This window comes from Lactobacillus sp. B4015, from assembly GCF_026536055.1.
GTDB lineage: Bacteria > Bacillota > Bacilli > Lactobacillales > Lactobacillaceae > Lactobacillus > Lactobacillus panisapium.
On the sequence record NZ_JAFNOY010000002.1, the window covers coordinates 257,252 to 276,852 of the forward strand.

The 19,601-nt window shown below is 33.6% G+C and carries 21 protein-coding genes; 18 read left to right on the forward strand and 3 right to left on the reverse strand.

Features of this window, described 5'->3' with window-relative positions; all coding sequences use genetic code 11:
• Positions 1-339: 339 nt before the first annotated feature.
• The 8 genes from J3U71_RS02940 to J3U71_RS02975 all read left to right on the forward strand — a co-directional run bounded on the left by J3U71_RS02940 (position 340) and on the right by J3U71_RS02975 (position 7,522).
• A complete protein-coding gene (locus J3U71_RS02940) occupies positions 340-930 on the forward strand; it encodes a hypothetical protein (RefSeq protein ID WP_267392487.1) in 591 nt (196 codons plus the stop codon).
• A 233-nt stretch (positions 931-1,163) separates the two neighbouring features.
• Positions 1,164-2,636 (forward strand): BglG family transcription antiterminator, encoded by a 1,473-nt coding sequence (locus J3U71_RS02945; RefSeq protein WP_220269095.1) that lies wholly within the window; start codon positions 1,164-1,166, stop codon positions 2,634-2,636.
• The gene (locus J3U71_RS02950) at positions 2,626-2,991 is read left to right on the forward strand and encodes a PTS sugar transporter subunit IIA (RefSeq protein WP_267392486.1); all 366 of its coding nucleotides are present in this window, start codon (positions 2,626-2,628) and stop codon (positions 2,989-2,991) included. The genes J3U71_RS02945 and J3U71_RS02950 overlap by 11 nt, the downstream gene beginning before the upstream one ends.
• Before the next feature lie 81 nt (positions 2,992-3,072).
• A complete protein-coding gene (locus J3U71_RS02955) occupies positions 3,073-3,927 on the forward strand; it encodes a class II aldolase (RefSeq protein ID WP_220269097.1) in 855 nt (284 codons plus the stop codon).
• A gap of 11 nt (positions 3,928-3,938) precedes the next feature.
• Complete coding sequence (locus J3U71_RS02960) at positions 3,939-4,415, forward strand: PTS sugar transporter subunit IIA (protein WP_220269098.1); 477 nt, start codon at positions 3,939-3,941, stop codon at positions 4,413-4,415.
• Positions 4,416-4,418: 3 nt separating this feature from the next.
• Entirely contained in the window at positions 4,419-4,712 is a 294-nt protein-coding gene (locus J3U71_RS02965) for a PTS sugar transporter subunit IIB (protein ID WP_220269099.1), read from the forward strand.
• Positions 4,713-4,722: 10 nt separating this feature from the next.
• Positions 4,723-6,084: a PTS galactitol transporter subunit IIC gene (locus J3U71_RS02970; RefSeq protein WP_220269100.1), complete on the forward strand. Its 1,362-nt coding sequence runs from the start codon at positions 4,723-4,725 to the stop codon at positions 6,082-6,084.
• Positions 6,074-7,522 (forward strand): FGGY-family carbohydrate kinase, encoded by a 1,449-nt coding sequence (locus J3U71_RS02975; protein ID WP_267392485.1) that lies wholly within the window; start codon positions 6,074-6,076, stop codon positions 7,520-7,522. The genes J3U71_RS02970 and J3U71_RS02975 overlap by 11 nt, the downstream gene beginning before the upstream one ends.
• 85 nt (positions 7,523-7,607) lie before the next feature.
• Here the strand turns inward: J3U71_RS02975 and J3U71_RS02980 are convergent, their stop codons facing one another.
• Complete coding sequence (locus J3U71_RS02980; protein ID WP_267392483.1) at positions 7,608-8,621, reverse strand: LacI family DNA-binding transcriptional regulator; 1,014 nt, start codon at positions 8,619-8,621, stop codon at positions 7,608-7,610.
• Between the two features lie 188 nt (positions 8,622-8,809).
• Between J3U71_RS02980 and J3U71_RS02985 the strand changes: the two genes are divergently transcribed.
• From J3U71_RS02985 to J3U71_RS03010, 6 genes are read left to right on the forward strand one after another with little or no spacing between them, the layout of a single operon-like run.
• Positions 8,810-10,099, forward strand: a complete 1,290-nt coding sequence (locus J3U71_RS02985; RefSeq protein ID WP_220269103.1) for a gluconate:proton symporter — start codon at positions 8,810-8,812, stop codon at positions 10,097-10,099.
• A gap of 21 nt (positions 10,100-10,120) precedes the next feature.
• Positions 10,121-11,101: a sugar kinase gene (locus J3U71_RS02990; protein WP_220269104.1), complete on the forward strand. Its 981-nt coding sequence runs from the start codon at positions 10,121-10,123 to the stop codon at positions 11,099-11,101.
• Entirely contained in the window at positions 11,079-11,705 is a 627-nt protein-coding gene (locus tag J3U71_RS02995; protein WP_220269105.1) for an orotidine 5'-phosphate decarboxylase / HUMPS family protein, read from the forward strand. Before J3U71_RS02990 ends, J3U71_RS02995 begins: the two co-directional genes overlap by 23 nt.
• Positions 11,702-12,259: a 6-phospho-3-hexuloisomerase gene (hxlB, locus tag J3U71_RS03000; protein ID WP_220269106.1), complete on the forward strand. Its 558-nt coding sequence runs from the start codon at positions 11,702-11,704 to the stop codon at positions 12,257-12,259. The genes J3U71_RS02995 and hxlB overlap by 4 nt, the downstream gene beginning before the upstream one ends.
• Before the next feature lie 15 nt (positions 12,260-12,274).
• Complete coding sequence (locus tag J3U71_RS03005) at positions 12,275-12,925, forward strand: bifunctional 2-keto-4-hydroxyglutarate aldolase/2-keto-3-deoxy-6-phosphogluconate aldolase (RefSeq protein ID WP_220269107.1); 651 nt, start codon at positions 12,275-12,277, stop codon at positions 12,923-12,925.
• 10 nt (positions 12,926-12,935) lie between these two features.
• Positions 12,936-13,694 carry a sugar phosphate isomerase/epimerase family protein gene (locus J3U71_RS03010; protein ID WP_220269108.1) on the forward strand — a complete coding sequence of 253 codons (759 nt, stop codon included), beginning with the start codon at positions 12,936-12,938 and terminating at the stop codon, positions 13,692-13,694.
• 79 nt (positions 13,695-13,773) lie between these two features.
• On the opposite strand, the gene J3U71_RS03015 is transcribed toward J3U71_RS03010, so the two are convergent.
• Positions 13,774-14,760: a LacI family DNA-binding transcriptional regulator gene (locus J3U71_RS03015; RefSeq protein WP_267392480.1), complete on the reverse strand. Its 987-nt coding sequence runs from the start codon at positions 14,758-14,760 to the stop codon at positions 13,774-13,776.
• Between the two features lie 171 nt (positions 14,761-14,931).
• Here J3U71_RS03015 and J3U71_RS03020 point away from each other — a divergent pair, with 171 nt between their 5' ends.
• Complete coding sequence (locus J3U71_RS03020; RefSeq protein ID WP_220269109.1) at positions 14,932-15,588, forward strand: ribulose-phosphate 3-epimerase; 657 nt, start codon at positions 14,932-14,934, stop codon at positions 15,586-15,588.
• A 267-nt stretch (positions 15,589-15,855) separates the two neighbouring features.
• Here the strand turns inward: J3U71_RS03020 and J3U71_RS03025 are convergent, their stop codons facing one another.
• Positions 15,856-16,107 carry a hypothetical protein gene (locus J3U71_RS03025; protein ID WP_220269110.1) on the reverse strand — a complete coding sequence of 84 codons (252 nt, stop codon included), beginning with the start codon at positions 16,105-16,107 and terminating at the stop codon, positions 15,856-15,858.
• Positions 16,108-16,351: 244 nt separating this feature from the next.
• Between J3U71_RS03025 and J3U71_RS03030 the strand changes: the two genes are divergently transcribed.
• The 3 genes from J3U71_RS03030 (at position 16,352) to J3U71_RS03040 (ending at position 19,344) form a co-directional block, all read left to right on the forward strand.
• Positions 16,352-17,710, forward strand: coding sequence for a DHA2 family efflux MFS transporter permease subunit (locus tag J3U71_RS03030; protein WP_220269111.1), 1,359 nt, complete (start codon positions 16,352-16,354; stop codon positions 17,708-17,710).
• 32 nt (positions 17,711-17,742) lie between these two features.
• Entirely contained in the window at positions 17,743-18,228 is a 486-nt protein-coding gene (locus J3U71_RS03035) for a TetR-like C-terminal domain-containing protein (protein ID WP_267392478.1), read from the forward strand.
• A 408-nt stretch (positions 18,229-18,636) separates the two neighbouring features.
• Positions 18,637-19,344, forward strand: a complete 708-nt coding sequence (locus J3U71_RS03040) for a coenzyme F420-0:L-glutamate ligase (protein ID WP_220269125.1) — start codon at positions 18,637-18,639, stop codon at positions 19,342-19,344.
• Positions 19,345-19,601 lie beyond the last annotated feature (257 nt).

Here is a 19,601-nt window from a genome sequence, read left to right on the forward strand (position 1 = left end):
TTAAAAATTACTTTCTAATCTGGTTTATTTAGTTGTATAATTTTAGAAGTATTTTAATTTAAGCGGGAGTGGGGAATGAAAAAGTTATTAGACACATTGTTAAAAGTTGAATACATACTAATATCATGGTTAATTTCATATTCAATATGCAATTTTATTGTTATGAAAATTTATCGCTTAGCATCATCGTATGTTCTGCAAGATACGGGTTATGGAATTTTGTATCTCGTAGTCCTCATACTTTCATTAATTTTGAGCTTTTTTGTATATAAGTTAGTTAATCTTATATCTAATGGTATAGTAAAACTATGGGATAAGGTGTTAGCAAAGCATACCCTTATGCAATCTAAAAATGATAGCAATGCATTTTATTGTTTAGCTGTTTTGACCATTTTTATTTTCATGTTGTGGTTTACCCAAATTCAACAAGCTTTTTTAGAAATCAGAATGAGCACTGGTGAACTTTCTGTAATAATTGCTTTACTAGCTATAGCAATAACATATTACGATATAGTTAACCCTCACAGTAAATTTGAAATTTCAGAAATGAGTAAAGCCAAGAATATTCTCGAATTGGGTCAAGAGCAGATGATCGGACTAAAAGGTATCGGTGAACCGATTGTCAATGAAGCTAGTTTCTACATTTGGTGTACAAATACGAGCAGACATATTGGTAATATTAAGTATGTTGGTTGGTGCTATGCCCAACACGTTGATGAAGAAAATGGTAGTTGTAGTTTTAAGAATATTAAACAGAGCCATGTTAAGCCCGGGATTGATTGGGATTTTGTCAAAGTAAATCCAGGTGAAATGACACCAAAAATCAAATTTTATCGTTCAATAAGTGGTGAAACAATCTCAGGTACAATCTACGTGATTTTTATGGATTCTGTTGGTCAAACATACAAAAAGAAAATCACTTTTTTATAAATTAGCGCTTTTGCTGTAATTACGAACAGGCATTTTAAATCTATTGAAATGCCTGTTTTTTGCATGTTTTTTTAACTAAAGCACCTCTACTTCCACAATATCTTTTTTATAATTGCACTTGTAAGCGCTATTAAAGTTGTCCATTATTGTGGACATAAGTCGAAATTTTTGAAAGAACAAAGTCACTAAAATGATAATTGAATCTTTAAAAAGTCGGAATTTAGGGGGTGAATATGAGAAATTCAGAGAGGACACACGAATTATTTAGTCTTCTTTTAAATAGCAGTGGGTATTTGACGGCAAAAGAAATTGCTCAGGTACTTTATGTATCTGAAAAAACAGTTTATCGCCTGGTTGATAATATTAATGAAAATATGTCGACTGCTTTAATTAAGTCTCAAAGAGGCCGTGGCTTTAAGCTTAATTATCAGTATTACGTTCAGCCAAAAAAATATCAAAAATTGGAACAAAACTCGTCTGTCAATCTCTCACCTGTTGAAAGAAGAAATAGGATTATGAAACGATTACTATTAATATCTCCTCAGAAAATAAAGGAAAGTGAGGTTTTTAATCAATTTTATATTAGTGCGAATGTTCGTCACCATGATAAACAAATTATTAAAAAGATTCTCAGTGAGTATTGCATTAATTTGATAACTAAAAACAACTTAATTTGTGTTAAAGGACCAGAAGAAAGTATTAGGAGAGTGCTAAAAGACTTAATTGATGATCAGGAAATAATTGATTTAAAGCAATTACCAAAAAGCACAGATTTTAGTCAAAAATATGATGTGCAGTTTGTAGTAAGTGAAATTGATAAAATAAGTTATTTGCTGCAAACGACATTACCATATCCTTACAATGTTAACCTTTTTTCACATCTGTATATTTTAATTAGTCGTTTGCGAAAAAACGGGACTAATTATCAAGTGGCTAATAAAGCAGGATTGGATCAAAAAGTCTTTAATTCTAATATTTATCAAATTAGTAAACAGGTTGTAAATGATATTAGTAACTATTTAAGTATTAGAGTTCCCAATGTTGAAGCAGATTATATATTTGCTTACTTATCTTCTTCAAGGTTTATTAATAAAACTGTAGCTATTACAACCTCTAAGCAGGTTGTCAAAATAACCAAAGATTTGATTGAAGAGGTTTCTTCTCATTTTCATTATGACTTTAGTTTTATTGAAGATAGGCTTGAGAAACACATTCAACCGTTAATTAACCGCCTAAAAAATCATATTAGTGTTAATAATAATTTATTAGAGCAAATCAAGATGGAATATCAACAGCTTTTTAACATTATTCAAACTGCTGCTAAAAAAACATTTACTAAATATCAATTTGAAGAAATTGATGAAAATGAAATTGGTTACATTACACTTTATTTTGCTCAGGCACTCGAAGAAAATTCTACCCGTTTAAAAGCTGTAATCATGTGTGCCACAGGTATTGGTACTTCAGAATTACTTAAAATTAAGGTTAAAAAGGCTTTTCCAAATATTGAAGTATTAGGTGTGACTGCAAGTAATAATAGTCATTATGATTATCGTAATGTTGATTTATTAATTTCAACTGTTCGGGTATCTAATAAAATTGCAGTGCCAAGTGTAGTAGTGAGTGCTTTATTTACAAAAAAAGATCAGACAATTGTGCAGAATAAAATTGATGAGATTGTTAGGAATAAGCGTTTTGAAAATTGAAGAAGAATATTTAAGGGTAAAAATATCTAAGTTTAGTGAACTTAAAGACTGCGTAATCAATTTGACCAGAAAATTGGAGCCCAGTTTAAGTAGAGAAGAAATCTTAGCTGATATTAAAAAAAGAGATGAAATGGGTGATGGGCTAGTTTCATCATCAATACTAATTATTCATGTGATTGATCAAAAAATTAAGCAAGATACTATTTTTTATATAACTCTAGAAAATAAAATATCCTATTTTTCTGTAAGTGAAAAAAATGATTATCAATTAACTAAGGTGATTTTATTGGCTATTAATCCGAAACATAGTTTGACCAATAAAAATCATTTAGTGAATTTTATCGAAGACAAGTGAACATTAATATCGGATACTCCCTTAACAAAGAGACTTTTTAAAGATTAATTAAACTGAAAAGATATATTTGGAGGGATACATATGCCATTAATCAATGGTTTTAATCTATTAGAAATAATTAAAGAGCGTCATGTCTGTGCTGGTGCCTATAATACAACAGATTTAATTACAACAATGGGTATTTTGGATGCAGTTGAACAGAGCAAAATTCCAGCATTTATCCAAATTGCACCGACAAATATTCCATTGTCAGGTTATGGCTACATTTACGATATGGTTAAAAGATATGCCGATCAAATGGAGACACCAGTTACATTGCATTTAGACCATGGCAAGGATTTTCAGAATGTTGTTGATGCATGTCAGGCCGGCTTTGGTTCAGTAATGACTGATAACGCTCAATATGAATATGATGAAAATATTGCTCAAACTAAAAGAGCTGTTGAATTCGCTCAAGGTTATGGTGTGCCAGTTGAAGCAGAACTAGGCGCAATTGCGGGTAAGGAAGATGATTTCGTCAATCCCAAGCATAAGTATACGGATCCAGAGCAAGTAATAGATTTTGTAAAAAGAACTGGAGTCAATTTACTAGCGGTTGCAGTTGGTAATGTCCATGGCTTGAATCTTGATCCTAATATTAATTTCTCGTTATTAAAAAAGATTCAAGAAGTTTGTAAAGTACCGCTTGTGTTGCATGGTGCTTCTGGCATTCCAGACGAACAAATTAATCAAATGGTTAATTATGGTGTAGTTAAGATTAATGTAGCTAGTGATTTGCGACAAGCTTATATTCAAACGATGGGAAAAGATTATGAACGGAACAAAAATCGCTTTGACTTAGTTAATGTCACTTTAGATGCAAGAAAAGCTGTTAAAGAGATTGTTTATCACAAGATTAAAGTCATGAATAAACTATCGCCAATAGCAGTTCAATAAAGGGAGATAAGATGGCGTTAAGCGATAAAAAAATCATATTTGAAAAGAATCAGATTATGTTTTTTAACAAAAAAACTGATTTCGAACATGTCGTTAAAGATCTAGCAAATGAATTAATAAAACAAGGTTTAGTTGATCCTGATTATCCTAAACAGGTAATTTTGCGTGAGAAAAAATTTCCGACCGGATTACCAACCAAGTCGGTTGGTGTTTCAATTCCTCATACAGATGCTAAATGGACTCGGCACAATGCAATTGCTATCGGCATTCTTAAGCATCCAATTAAGCAAATAGTAATGGGTAGCAAGGATACAGAGGTAAGTGTTGAAATAGTCTTTTTACTTGCACTGGATCAATCAAATAAACAATTAAATATATTAGCTAAGTTAATGAGCGTTTTTCAAAATCCGGCTAACTTAATTGAAATAAAAAATGGTTCCCAGATTGAAATAAAAAAATTAGTGGAACGTGCTATTTTGGAGGAATAAAAAATGGCTAACAGAAAAAAGAACATCTTATTTGTTTGTGCAACTGGAATCGCAACTTCAACGGTTGCTACGGAAAAGACATTAGAATATTTAAAAGATAAGGGGATTAGTGTTACCTATACTCAAACAAATGTTGCTTCTTTGCCAGAAGTGGCAAATCCTTCAACAGTTGATTTAATTGTAGCAACTACCCAGGTTCCATTTGATCTAGATATTCCAGTTGTTCATGCATTATCACTAATCACAGGTATTGGGGCTGATCAAACACTGGAACAAATTTATGATTACGTAAAATAGGAGGCAAATAATGGCTAATTTGGCTTCACAAATAAATGGAGTTGTTCAATACATCTTAAGTATGGGAGCAATTGTTATGCTTCCAATTATTCTCTTTATTGTTGGCTTGTGCTTTAGAATGAAAGTAGCACAAGCATTTAAAGCTGCTTTAACTGTTGGAGTTGGCTTTGTTGGTATTTTTGCTATTTTCGGCATTTTGACTAACAATGTGGGACCAGCTGCACAAGCGATGGTAAAGCACACCGGTATCAATTTGCCCGCAGCTGATTTAGGTTGGCCTGCATTGTCTGCAATTACGTGGGGGTTGCCCATTGCTCCCTTGGTTATTCCTATGACAATTATTATTAATATCATAATGCTAGTCATTGGAAAAACAAGAACAGTTGATGTAGATATGTGGAATTATTGGCATTTTGCCTTAGTTGGTACGTTAGTTTATTATGTTACCAATAACTTTTTCTTAGGTCTATTAGCCGCTGCAATTATTACGATTATTGTATTTAAACTTGCAGATTGGGCAGCACCAATGGGAGAGAAATACTTTGGTCTAGAAGGTATTTCTTTACCAACGGTGTCATCGATCACTTTTTGGCCCATCGGCTTAATCGGTAATTGGCTTATTGATAAAATTCCTGGTATTAGAAATATAAAAATTGATCCTAAATCAATTCAAAAGCGCTTTGGCATTTTTGGTGAGCCAATGATGATTGGTTTGATTTTGGGTATTCTGCTAGGACTATTAGCAGGCTATGACGTTAAAGGATTACTAAATATAGGAGTTAATCTTGCCGCAGTTATGTTATTACTTCCGAGAATGACTAGGGTCTTACTAGAAGGATTAATGCCAATTTCACAAGCAGTTCAAAACTTCTTGACTAAGAGATTCCCTAATCGAAAAGATTTGTTTATTGGATTAGATATTGCAGTAGCAATTGGCAATTCATCAATTATTTCAACGGCATTACTGCTAACTCCGATTGCTATTTTTCTGGCATTTATTTTACCAGGAAATAGAACACTACCATTGGCTGATTTAGCTAATCTAGCCGTGTTTAGTTCAATGATTGTCTTAGCATGTAAGGGAAACATTTTTCGTGCTGTAATTATAGCAATTCCGTGTTTAATAGGTGATTTATACATTGCTAGTGCTATGGCTCCCATTATTACTAAAATGGCACGTGCGGTTGCATACAAGGGAGCTGCGCATGCTACGGTAACTAGTTTCTTGGATGGTGGTAATCCACTTAGATTTTGGTTAGTCAAAATTTTTGAACTTAATCCTATTGCATTGTTTTCAGTCATTGTAGTTGGACTTCTTCTATGGTGGATTTATCGGACGACTAAGAAAGAGGTTGTCGATATTGACCAGTAACTGTCTGACGATTGATGTTGGTACTACCAATACTAAAATTACGTTATGGTGTAATGGAATTCCAGAGATAAAGCAATTTGTTACACCTAAAAAAACAGTCGCAACGCAAACTAACTTTGAGCTTAGTTATTTATGGGATGAAATTATTAGGACAATTAGTTCATTTGACCTAATTAGTCTCAAAAAAGTAACCCGAATAGCGATTGCAAGTTTTGGAGAATCTGGAATTCTACTAAATGAAAAAAATAATCCAGTTGGTCAATGTATTTCCTGGTTTGATGATCGTGCTCAAATAATTGTTGATCAAATAACTGAAGAGAAAAAAAGTCGAATTTACCAGCTAACTGGGCTACCGGTTAATGCACACTATTCAGCGCTTAAAATCGCCTGGTTATTGAAATATGATAAGACGATTACCATGCCTTTGGCAAAGTACAAATGGTTATGTGTCCCTGATTATTTGGTTTATCGATTTACTGGTAATCTTGCAACGGAATATACTATTGCAAGTAGAACACTTTGTCTTGATATAAAAACAGGTAAGTGGTCAAAAGAAGTTCAACAGCTTTTAGGTATAAGCAATATTTCTTTTCCAAAAATTTATTCAGCTGGCTGTAATTTAGGCCACATTCAGGGAAAACTTGGTAAATTATTTGCCCAAGAATGTCAGGTGATAATTGCTGGTCATGATCATATGTGTGGTGCAGCTGGTGTTGGACTAGATGAAACAGAACTTCTTGATTCAACCGGGACGACTGAGGCAATGATGACAATTGTAGAGCATTTTGATATTTCATCTGAAGCACAAAAAAATGCACTGGCCAACGGTATTTATGTAGATGATCAACATTATACCAGATTTACTGCGATGCCAGCTGCAGGTTCAACAATTGCTTGGTTGATGAATCTTTGTCGAATAAATGAAAACAAATTAATAGAGTTAATGAATGAAGCTCAGAAAGGATATGATGATTATTCATTGTTTAACTCTAGAGTTCTAGTAATGCCACATTTTAACGGCAGTGGTGCACCAAATAAAATGTCTAGTAGTAAAGGGATCATATATGGCTTAACAAGCCAGACTACAGTGGTCGAATTAATTTTTGGTCTATTTTTAGGATTAACTTGTGAGTTTAAAATTGCGTATACTACTTTATTTAATTCAGAAAGATATCATCTAATTAAAGTAATTGGTCCTGCTGCCAAAGATCCCCTTTGGCTTGAACTTAAGGCGGATATATTACAAGCAAATGTCATCAGTATAGATACTGAACAGGCAGTTTCCGAGGGAGCCTATACTATTGCAACAGGGCGTCATTTGAAGAAAAAAGTAAGAAAATATGTACCAACTGTTGATGTTCATAAAAAAAGGTATTTAAAACAAATGTTAGAAACCTACAAAGTAATTTATCAAAATAAAATAAGCAAAAATTTATAATATATAAATAGCTAGCAAATTGTTTAAAAAGATTTGCTAGCTATTTTTGTTATGAATAATAATCTGTTCCCCAAATTTAGTTAAATTAAAACTTAGCTGCAATTACTAAAGGTTGAAATTCTTGCGGTTTTACTTTATTTACTAGTAGATTTAATAAAATTTCTGCTGCACTTGCTCCCATTAAATAAGGATTTTGGGAAATTAACTTTGATTGGGGCAGAATTAACTGCGCTAGCTTGGTATCTGCAAACCCAGTAACAAAAACATTTTCATTATCGAGATATCCATCAGCCATTAACATTGGAATAAATTCCAATAGCCATCTTTCTTTAAAGCAAAAAATTAATGTCTTTTTTCCTTTTTCTTTTTGCTTTTGTAAAAAAGCCTCGATTTTCCGTTTAATAGCTGAATAGTTGTAAGTTTCTTCATCAATCTGAATTAAATGTATTTGTTCTGGCTTTGCCACAAAACAAATCCCACTATAACGATCGCGTCGAGTTGATGCAATTTTAACTTCTGAGGATAAAATTAAAAAATCGTCACATCCTTTATTTAAAAAATATTTTGTAGCATTTTTTGAAACTTCAATATTATTAGAAATAACTTGGGGCCAATGTAAACTAGCCAACCTTCTGTCAAGAATTACCGTGGGAATATCGTGAACAAATTCAGACTTGATATTTCTAAAGTTACTGCCGAAAGGCTGAAAAAGTAAACCATCAAAAAAACTGCTACTAACAGTTTTAATCAGTTCTTTTTCTCGATTTTGGTCCGCATTAGTGTCTAATAAAAAAGCTTCATAGCCTTTTAGTCTTAAAATATTTGAGGCACCCTTAAATAACTCAGTTGAAAAGTAATCATCAATATTGGAAACGACTACTGCAATTGTTTTACTTTGATTAGTAGCCATTTGTCTGGCAGCTATGTCAGGAATATAATTTAACGTTTTTATTGCTTTTTCGATTGCTTGAGCTTTTTCTTTAGATAGCCTACCTGTAGCTTTGTTGTTCAAGTATCTTGATACCGATGCAACGGAAACGTTGGCTAATTCAGCTACATTACGGATAGTTGCTTTTTCATGACTTTTTTTTCTTTTCATTTAAATTTCCTCAAATAATAGTATATCATTTTGTTCTGCATAAAATGATTTTACATTTGTAATACTAAGTTCGTTTAAAAAAGCGCTTGCAAATCTTAGATTAAAGATTTATATTAGTTAGGTAACCGGTTACCTAATAAAAATGGCGAAATTTTAAAAATTAATTGTTTAGAAAGCGTACAAAAGTTATGAATACTACAATAATAGCTATTTTACTATTAGTAACTTTTGCTTTGTTTATTTTGTATATCTTAAAGGGCGGGAATCTAATGATTGGGTTCTTTACGATGGCAATTTTATGGTGCGTCATCGGCTTAATTCCATTTAATGAAGCAATAAGCAAGGTATTTGCACAACCAGCGTTAAGTTATGGGCCAACAATAATATATATTGTTTTTGGCTCATGGTTTGGCAGAGTTTTGGTCGATAGTGGCATTGCACCTGCAATTTCAGATGCGACTAAATTAATTGGTAAAAAGAAACCGGTATTAGCTACGATTTTGGTAATTTTGGTAACTGCATTTATTTTTATTAGTGCCTACGGAGTGGGTTCTGTCATTGCAATTGGAGTAATTCTTTTACCAATTATGTTGTCACTTGGATTGCCGCGTGATTTAGCATTGACAATTTTTTCAATGGCAATTGGAGCACCAATGTATATTAATGTTGTTCTCTATAACCAAATGAAAGCTTTTGCACCAAAAGCAACTTATGATAGTAAATACATTACATTTGGTATTTGTGCTGCATCTGTTCAGTTATTCGCAATTATTGTCTTTTTACTGATTAATCGCAAAAAAATAGATGAGACTAATGCAGATAAAAATTTAAAGCTAATTGGTGCTGAAAGTGCCAATCATCAAACGGTCACAGTTCCTAAACTTGCTTACATTGTTCCAATTATTCCAGTTGCTCTAAATATGTTATTTAAATGGGATGCAGTTCCAGCTCTAACATTAGCTAGTATAATTGCAATCTTGTTAACGGGTCAATTTAAAAATTATCAAAAAGGCCTTAAGTTTCTGAACGATTCCATTGCACATGCAATTACAGATATTGCTGGTTTAATTATGTTTTTGATGGCATTAGAATGTTTTACTGGCGCAGCAACATTAAATGCTGCCAAATTTAAACCAATTTTAGCTACAATGCTACCCCATCAGCATTTAGTTTTATGTTTAGCTCTAGGTATTTTGGCTCCACTTGCCTTATTTAGAGGGCCTTTGCATGTTTGGGGTGCTGGTGCTGCTACGGCTGCTGTGCTATATGGTACAGGACTCTTTAGTGATAACTTTTTACTGCCATTATTATATGTTCCAACTTTGATGGCAGTATCAGTTGATATTACTCAATCTTGGAACGTTTGGGGACTTGACTATATGAAAGTTAAGTCGAAAGACTTTCTTAAGTATGGTGTACCTGTAATGTGGATTGTCTCAATCATTAATGAAGTTCTTGTTTATTACTTTTTTGGTTGAAAAAGAAGAAAGGAAAACATTATGTCAGAAGTAATTACAATTGGTGAACCGCTGGTTACTTTTTGTTCAAAAGAAGCAGATGTTTCGTTAACTGATGCATTGGAGTTTCACAAGATTATGGGAGGAGCCGAGTTAAATGTAGCAATTGGAGTTAAACGTTTAGGGCACTCTGTCGAATATATAACAAGAGTAGGCCAAGATCCAATGGGTAAATTTGTTCAAAAGACTATTGCTGCGCATCATGTAGGAACAAAATATGTAAGTTATGATAATTTTTATTATACAGGTCATCAGATGAAACAATTGGTAACAAAAGGTGATCCAATGGTAGTCAATTATCGGCGTGATTCTGCTGCTTGTCATCTTGAGGCTAATCAGCTAGATAAAATTGATCTTAGTGATGTCAAAATAGCACATATGTCAGGAATTTTTCCTGCAATTTCATCTACTGCTGAACATACTTTTCGTGTCTTTTACCAAAAGCTGATTGAGGCAGGTAAGTTTATTACTTTTGACCCCAATCTTCGTCCATCTTTATGGAAGAGTAAAGAATATATGATTAAAACAGTCAATGAATTGGCAGGAATGGCTGATATTGTTTTACCCGGAATTGAAGAGGGAAAAGTTTTGGTTGGATCTGACGATCCTGAAAAGATTGCTGACTTTTATCTTAACGGCAAACGAACTCGTGTAGTCATGGTCAAGTTAGGAGCCCATGGCGTTTTTGTTAAGACTAGCTCGCACAATAAATATATTGTCCCAGGTTTTAAGGCAGAAAAAGTAGTTGATACAGTTGGGGCCGGAGATGGTTTTGCATTGGGGTTAATCACAGCTTTACTTGAAAAAAAGAGTCTCAAAGAAGCAGCAATTCGGGGAAATGCAGTTGGTTGCTTGCAAGTTCAAACATTAGGTGATAATGATGGTTATCCTGTTCCAGCTGAATTAAAACAATTTTACGAAGATCAGGGGACTTCTGAAAATGAAACTACAAATTGCCATTGATCGTGTAAAGTTGGAAGATGCAATAAGACTAGCCCAGAAATTGGATGGCATTGCAGATATCATCGAATTAGGAACCTCAATAATAAAAGATTATGGCTTTTGCACTATTAAAAGAGCAGAAATTGGGTTAAAGAAAAGCTTATTACTAATGGATAGCAAGACAAACGATGAGGGAACCTATGAATTCAGTCAAGGATTTAAAGCTGGTGCCGATATTTTAACCGTGATGGGATCAGCGGATAAAGCAACACTTGATTTAGCTTATGAAGTTGCAGAACAAAAAAAGAAAAAAATGTTAATCGATTTGATGGGTCTGGAGCCAAGAATAATTCGAAAAATAGCAGTCTATCCAAATGCTATTTATAATCTGCATAAATCATATGATAATAAAAAAAGTATGCCAATTACAAATGAAATCGCTAATTTTAAAAGCGAATATCCTAATATCAAAAATATTGCAGTTGCAGGCGGGATAAATTTGAAGCAAGTTAAACAAATTGCTAAGCAAAAAAAGGCTTCAATTGTAATTGTTGGTAGCAAAATTGTTAAAACATGCAATCCGGTTAACTCAGCTATTCAATTTAAGGAGGCAATAATGCAATGAATACGAAGACAAATAATCTAATAGATGATGTTTTACAAGAAATTAATGAAGTTGTGCATCAAGTGGATCAAAAACAAATTGATCAAGTTGCTGATATTATTACAAAAGATAAAAGAATATTTGTTTTGGGTTCAGGTAGGTCTGGGTTTATGGCTAAAAGTTTTGCCATGAGACTTATGCATCTTGGTTATCAAGTGTATGTGATAGGTGAAACAATTACTCCATCAATTGAAAATGGTGATGTTCTGGTATCAGTTTCTGGTTCAGGCAAAACAGATAGTGTTGTAAAACTAACACAAAAGGCACAAAATTTAGGAGTGAAAATTATTGCAGTGACAAGTAATAAAAAATCGCCTTTAGCTAAAGCTGCTAATCAAGTAGTGGTTGTTCCTGGAGCCACTAAAAATGGTGACGGTATAAAATCAATTCAGTTGTTAAGTACTTTGTTTGATCAAAGCGTCCATATTATACTTGATATTTTATGTTTGAAATTAAGCAAACGTGAGAAGGTTACTAATATTGATGCAAAGGCTAAACATAATAATATGGAATAATTAAGAGGAAAAATCATGTTATTGAAGTTTGAATTAATTAAGAAAATTCACCAAGCTGGAATAGTAGCGGTAATTAGAGGGAAAAGTGAAGAAGATTCATATAAAACTGCCCAAGCTTGTGTACAAGGTCAAATTACTGCAATTGAGTTGGCATTTACTTCACCTAATGCAGATATAACTATTAGTAGATTAAGAAAAAAATACCGTACAAGTCCTGACGTCATTATAGGTGCGGGAACGGTTTTAGATCCAACTACTGCTAGACTAGCAATTGTTGCAGGAGCAGAATTTATTGTAAGTCCTTCTTTTAATAAAAAAACGGCTAAACTCTGCAATTTATATGAAATTCCATATATTCCAGGCTGTTTTACTCCAACTGAGGTTCAAGCAGCATTGACTTATGGTGCTGATGTAATTAAAGTATTTCCAAGTTCTGTGGCTGGAGAGTCAGTTATTAATGAAATTCATGGGCCATTTCCTAATGTTAATATAATGCCAACAGGTGGCGTTTCACTGGTAAATTTGACCAAATGGCTTAAGCAAGGTGCGTTTGTTGTTGGCGTTGGTGGAAGTATGGTTGGTCCGGCAAAAGAAGATGATTATCAGCAAGTTACAAAAAATGCCATTAAGTTTCATAATAAATATCTTGAATTCGTGAAAAAATAGGAGAAAAATCATGACTCTAATTATTAATACCTTAGTTTATGAAAAAGAAATTCAAAGTGGGATTAGTCAATTTGATTTAGTTGATCGCATTGCGGATCTAAATGCAGATGGTATTGAGATTCGTCGTGAATACTTTAAAAATGTTAATCAAGAAATTAAAGAATTGGCACCAGCAATTAAACAAAAAGAGTTACTAGTAAATTATAGTGTCCCAGATAATATTTTTGATGAAAAAGGTAACTTTAATCAAAACTTACTAATATATTATCAAGAAGCTAAAGAACTTGGGGCGCAGAAAATAAAGTTTAGTACGGGGAACTTTTATCGATATCATGGGGATTTAAAAGAAGATTTGTCAAATTTGCCTTTAGCCGAAATTCAAACTACCGTTGAAAATGATCAAACTCCAATCGGAGGTAATCCAGATACCGTTTATGATTTTTTGACAGCAGCACGAAAAGCGGGATTTAATTCGATCTGCTGTACTTTTGATTTAGGTAACCTGGCTTTTACTGGTTTTGATCCAAATCAAGCAGCTCAAAAGTTAGCACCTTTTGTTAGTTATATTCATTTAAAAAACCCAATGTTAACAGCAGAAGGAAAGATGCAAAATACTAAATCATTAGACACGGGAATGTTTAATTGGCGTGCAGTTATTTATTATTTACCTAGTGACGCACAATGTGCTTTTGAATTTGCCATGTCAGACGATGAAGTAATAGAGCGAGAAATGAAAAAGTTTCATGAATATTTTAATAATAAAAGATAAATCTTTCTTTTTAAGTCGAATAAAGTTTAATAATTAAAAAATAGGTCAAACATTTAACTGTGTTTGGCCTAATTTTGTATTATCTTGTGGTTTCTCTGTTAATAAGTTTGGTTGGAATAAGAAATTGGCTACCCTTTTCATTTTGCTTATTAATTGCATTCATCATGCTATTAACAGCAGTTTGCGCGATCTTTTTAGTATTTTGCTGAATGGTAGTTAATTTAGGCGTGAGCACATTGGCTGCTGGAATATCATCAAAACCAATAATTTGTATTTGCTTGGGAATCTGGTAATTAAGCTCCTTTAGGTACTGAATCAAACTAATGGCAATGTTATCATCTGCTGCAAAAAAACCATCGACTTGTGGATTTTTTGCTAAAAATTTTTTTACTGCATTTTTATTTGTGAGCTTAAGTTCTTGATGCGATTTTAAAAACTTTACCTGATGATTTTTGAGTGCTTCTTTAAAGCCCGCAATTCTCGATTTGGTTGAAGAATTGATTTTTTTAACAACAATTGCTGGAAATTGACTTCCTCGATTGAAGAGATAATTGGTAGCGTCTAGCCCGCCTTGATAGTGATTAGAAGAAATAAAGACTGTATTATGGAAATTTTCCGGTTCTCGGTCGATACAAATATAAGGGATCTCTTTTAAGGAACTCTGGAATTTGAAACCATGCTGATATGACCCGGAAATAACGATAATTCCATCCACCTTTTTATTTTCAAGCATGTGTAAGTATGCTTGTTCTTTTTTTTCATTTTTGTCTGTATTGCAGATTATTGTGGAATAGTTTTTAGAAAAAAGCAGTTCTTCGATTTTCTGCACAAGATCAGCAAAAAATGGGTTTTTAATATCCGGTACTAAAATACCAATTGTATAAGTAACATTTGTGCGTAGACTGCGTGCACTATCATCAATCATATAACCTGTCTGATTGATAACTTCCAAAACTTTATTCTTGGTTTCTTCAGAAAAGCGTCCATTATTATTAATAACTCGTGAAACTGTTGCAGTTGAGACATTACAGAGTTTAGCAATGTCTTTGATTGAATATTGCTTCATCGTTAACTCCTTTATGCTAAATATTATAGCATTAAAAATACTATTGCATTCTATTAATAAGGTTAAACGATTGCTTTTTATATTTAATAAAACGTTTACAATCAAAAAATAAAGTGCAATAATGTCAATTAAGAACATGAGTAATTGATTACTCAAAAAAGGAGGAAAACAATGTCTTTAATCTTGAGTCCGTCAATGATGTGTGCAGACTTTGGTAATTTAGCAAGCCAAGTGAAGCAACTAAATGAAGCCGGTGTTGATATGTTTCACATGGATGTTATGGACGGAAAATATGTACCAAATTTTGCCTTAGGTCCAGAGGATTACCGAACTATTCGTAGATTGACCAACAAGCCGCTTGATGCTCATTTGATGATTGAAAACCCGCGCAATTACGTTAAATTTTTCAGCGAATTAGGTGCTGACTTAATTTACTTTTGTCCGGACGCAGAATTACAGCCTGCACGAACAATTGATGATATTCATGTCTTAGGTAAAAAGGCTGGCATTGCTGTTAATACTGGTACTTCTTTTGCAATGGTTGAAGAATTGTTGCCCAAGGTTGATTATGTGTTAGTAATGACAGTTCATCCTGGATTTGCTGGTCAGCCTTTTCAAAATTTTGTTTTGCCAAAATTAGACTGCTTTATTGAAGCAAAGCAAAAATATAATTATGTTTTGGGAATAGATGGAGCTGTTTCAAGAGCAAAAATAACGAAATTGTATGCTAAAGGGGTAGATAATTTTATTCTTGGAACCTCGGCTTTGTTTGGCAAGGAAAAATCTTTTGCAGAAACAATCAATGATATTAGAAAGGAAAATGAGTAACAAGGACAAAATAGTAAGTTAGGATTTACGTTTGGGTCAGAGCAAGTTAGCTTGAAATTAAAGCCAATGATTATAGAAAGTTGAAATAAGATTAAGGTCATAGAATTTTGGTAAGTGATTTTGACGTTAGCTATTGAAAAATATAATATTACTCACTGTTTCACAAGATTAAAAATGGTGACAAAATTTGACAAACACTAGAATATAACTGTACTAAAACAGGCTTAGCAGCGATTTTATGTTGCTAAGCCTATTTTAGTTCGACTATTATTTTTCTCTGCGTTTTTTCAATTTGTCATGTAAGTACATTGAATCGGAGATAACAAAATAAACAAATAAGATTAATGCGACAATCGTGATTGTTTTAAAAAACAGACCAATACTAGTTATTACTGTCCATATTAAAAAGCAAATGAAAACTGCAGCAAGCGGTAATATTATTTTATTGAAATGGCGTTCCTGAGCCTTTGCATGCGAGATTTTAGCCTGATCTAAATCTTTAAATTCATGTTCTGCCATTTTATTTTCCTCATCATGAAATTAAAATAAAATTTTGTTTAATTATAGCACCAAATTTAAGCAATTTAACAATAAGTATACAAAATAAAAATAAATGCTGAAAAAGACGATGTTTGCTGATTCTAAGTGATTAGTTTCTTTGGTTATAGATGCTGTTAACCGACAAATAAAGAAAAATTGTTGGTTGTTTGCAATTTTCCCGTCGCTATAATTAAAACCAATTAAATTTGAAAGAGGAACAAATATGTCTACAAAGAAAGCCAATTTAGTTTTTGGAACACTTTTAACTGGGGCTGTAGTGACATCGCTATTACAGACATCCTTGACGACAGCATTACCACAAATAATGCGTGAATTAACACTATCGGCAGCGACCGCCCAATGGCTGACAAGTGCATTTAGCTTAACAATGGCGATTATGGTACCGATGACGGCCTATCTAATTAAACGCTTTACAACCAGGCAGGTCTTTTTAGCAGCAATGATTCTGTTTACACTGGGGACATTAATCAGTTGGTGGGGACAAAACTTTAATATTTTGCTGCTGGGACGAATTTTTCAAGCTTTAGGAAGCGGAATTATTTTGCCATTAACGCAAGTCGTCATTATGACGCTATATCCGCTAGAAAAGCAGGGTACTGTGATGGGTATTTTGGGACTCGCCTCTGGTGCTGCTCCGGTAATTGCGCCAACTTTAACTGGAATTGTGATTGATTCTTGGGGCTGGCGCAGTATTTTCCTAATGGCAGGAGTAATTTCTGTTATCATCATTATTTTGGCATTTTGCTGTGTTAAGAATGTTACCCCTACTGAGAAGATCCCATTAGACTACATTTCTTTATTGCTTTGTGCAGGCGGGGTAACCGGTATTTTACTTAGTCTGAGCAGTCTGGCAACAAACTTCATGGTTAGCCTGTTTGAACTAGTTATCGGGGCTATTTTATTAGCTATTTTTAGTAAAAAACAATTAAATAGCAGTGAGCCCTTTCTTAACTTACGGATTTTGCAAAAGCCTAAATTTCGCCTAGCTGTCATCATTAGTATGCTGCTTTATGCAGTAATGATGGGCAGCTCAACCATTTATCCGATTTTAATTCAAACGGTAATGAAAAAATCAGCGGTGATTTCCGCTCTAATAATGTTGCCAGGCTCGTTGGCAATGGCTTTAATTAACCCGTTAACAGGAAAATTTTATGATCGTTTTGGCATCAATAAATTAGCAATTGGCGGCAGTTTAATGTTACTGATTAGTTGCTGGGGTGTAACTTTAATTAATTCTTCAAGTCAGCTGCTTTTATTAGGCGGACTGTATCTGCTTCGGTTATTGGGAGTTGGCTGTCTGATGATGCCGATTGTCACGTGGGGGATGCAGAATCTACCACAAGAAGAAGTAGCCCATGGGACCGCGCTTTTAACGGCTTTAAGAACGCTAAGCGGTGCATTAGGAACAGCTATCTTAATGGAGATAATGACAAGTGCAACCCACTTTAATAACCCACATGTGACGGCAAATTATGCCGGAATTCAGTTCACGTTTGCAGTAATGACAGGATTAGCTCTTATTCAAGTGATAATTAGTTTATGCAAGTTTAAAAAGAATTAACCGAAACACATTTTTGTGGCATAATTGTTTTTATGAATAATAAGCGAAGCCGCGCTGTCTCTCGGCAAAAAATTCAGGCAGCAGTCATCGATCTGCTAAAAGATCATGAATTACAGGATTTACGAGTAACAACAATTTGCCAAAAAGCTCAAATTAACCGATCATCTTTTTATGATAATTACATTGATATTTATGATTTAACAGACAAGCTTCGTGAATATTTAGTTGATGAATATCAACGATTGCAGGATGATATGAGCGACCCGTCCTTTACCATATTGCTGCAGCACATCAAGGATCACCAGGATCTTTACCGGATGTTTTTTAAACTCAATTTACAAATGGGTTTAGCTGAAAGATTTACCGAGCAAAAGCTGCAGAAGAACCATTTTGATCAAACTTTTTTCCGCAATGGGATTGCTGCTGTGATTGGTGAATGGTTAAAAACTGATTGTGCTGCTCCAGTTGCCGAAATTGTTGAAGTAATTGACGCTCACCATCATTGCCTAGAAAAATGACGTCTCAAGCTGACCAAAAGCCTTTTAAACTTGTTCAGCTACTCAACTGTATTTTAACTCTTGCTATATTCAGGTTATGTGACAATATCCAACCTTTAATGGGGCTTATTCTTTATTTCCAAAACTTTCTCTATAAACCCTTTGTCCAGTTAAAAGAGAAAGTAAGCCATACTGCTTAATTGGCTCTTGAAAGCTGTCAAACATATCTATATATTAATAAATACTGAGGATTAATATGCTACACCTAAATTTTATAAAAAATTTGCGGCAATTATGAGTACGGATTTTTGCTTAAATGCAGCTATTCTTTCAATAGGTAACTTTTTCGTGTATTGATAATTTAATATTCATTTTTCAAAGTAATAAAAAGAAGCCTCCGAAAAGACAAAGGAACAAAAAGGATAAAATATGTTAACCATCGAAGGACTACACAACGTACCACAAATTTCGGCACCATGTGACTTACCAAAAACTTTAGCCAAGATAATAAAAAAAGAGAGTTTTAAAATTGCTAATGGCGACATTATTTGTGTCGCCTCTAAAATCTGTTCTCTTGCAGAAGACAATATTATTGATCTGAACACCATAACGCCCTCTTCTTTAGCTGAAAAAATTCATAAACAAATTCCACGCAAAGATGCAAGATTAATTCAGGTAATTATTAATCAGACAGGTGATCCATCAGGTAAACATTTAGAAATTTCTGGTTATCATATTGGTGCTTGGCTACCCAACGGTCTCTTTTTGACCAGCGCGGGTGTTGATAAGGTCAAAGATAATTTTGCGATTACTCTACCTAAAGATTGTGACAAGACAGCTAAGACAATCAGCGATACATTCTTTGACATTCTAAGAGTTCGAACAAGCGTAATCATTACTGATAGTGATGGCAGGGTTGATAAAAAAGGTGCGAACCAAGTTGCAGTTGGTTTGTATGGCCTGAATGGATTGAGATTGAATAAGGAAAATGGTACTGCCGAAACGCTCTGTGACATGCTAGCTTCTGCAGCCGGGTTAGTAATGGGTCAGCGGGGGCAAAACATTCCTTTAGTCTGCATTCATGGCTTAGAATTTGATAAGTCAGAGAATTGTGGCATTGAGGATGTTATTAATTAGATAACTGTAAAAAACACACTTATTGTACTCATTTATTCTTGGATTTATGGCTTTAATTGTTCCAATTATTTTAAGATTTGTTTTTAATTTGCATACGAAATAAGAAATGCAATCACTGAAAACATGCGTAATAACTACTCTCATATATAAAAATTAATTTTTTTTGCATTTGTATATGATTATTTAATTTGGTGATATTTTTTTGACAATCAGCACTTACTTAGAACGAAGAGGAATATTCGAGGTGTATAGGAAGT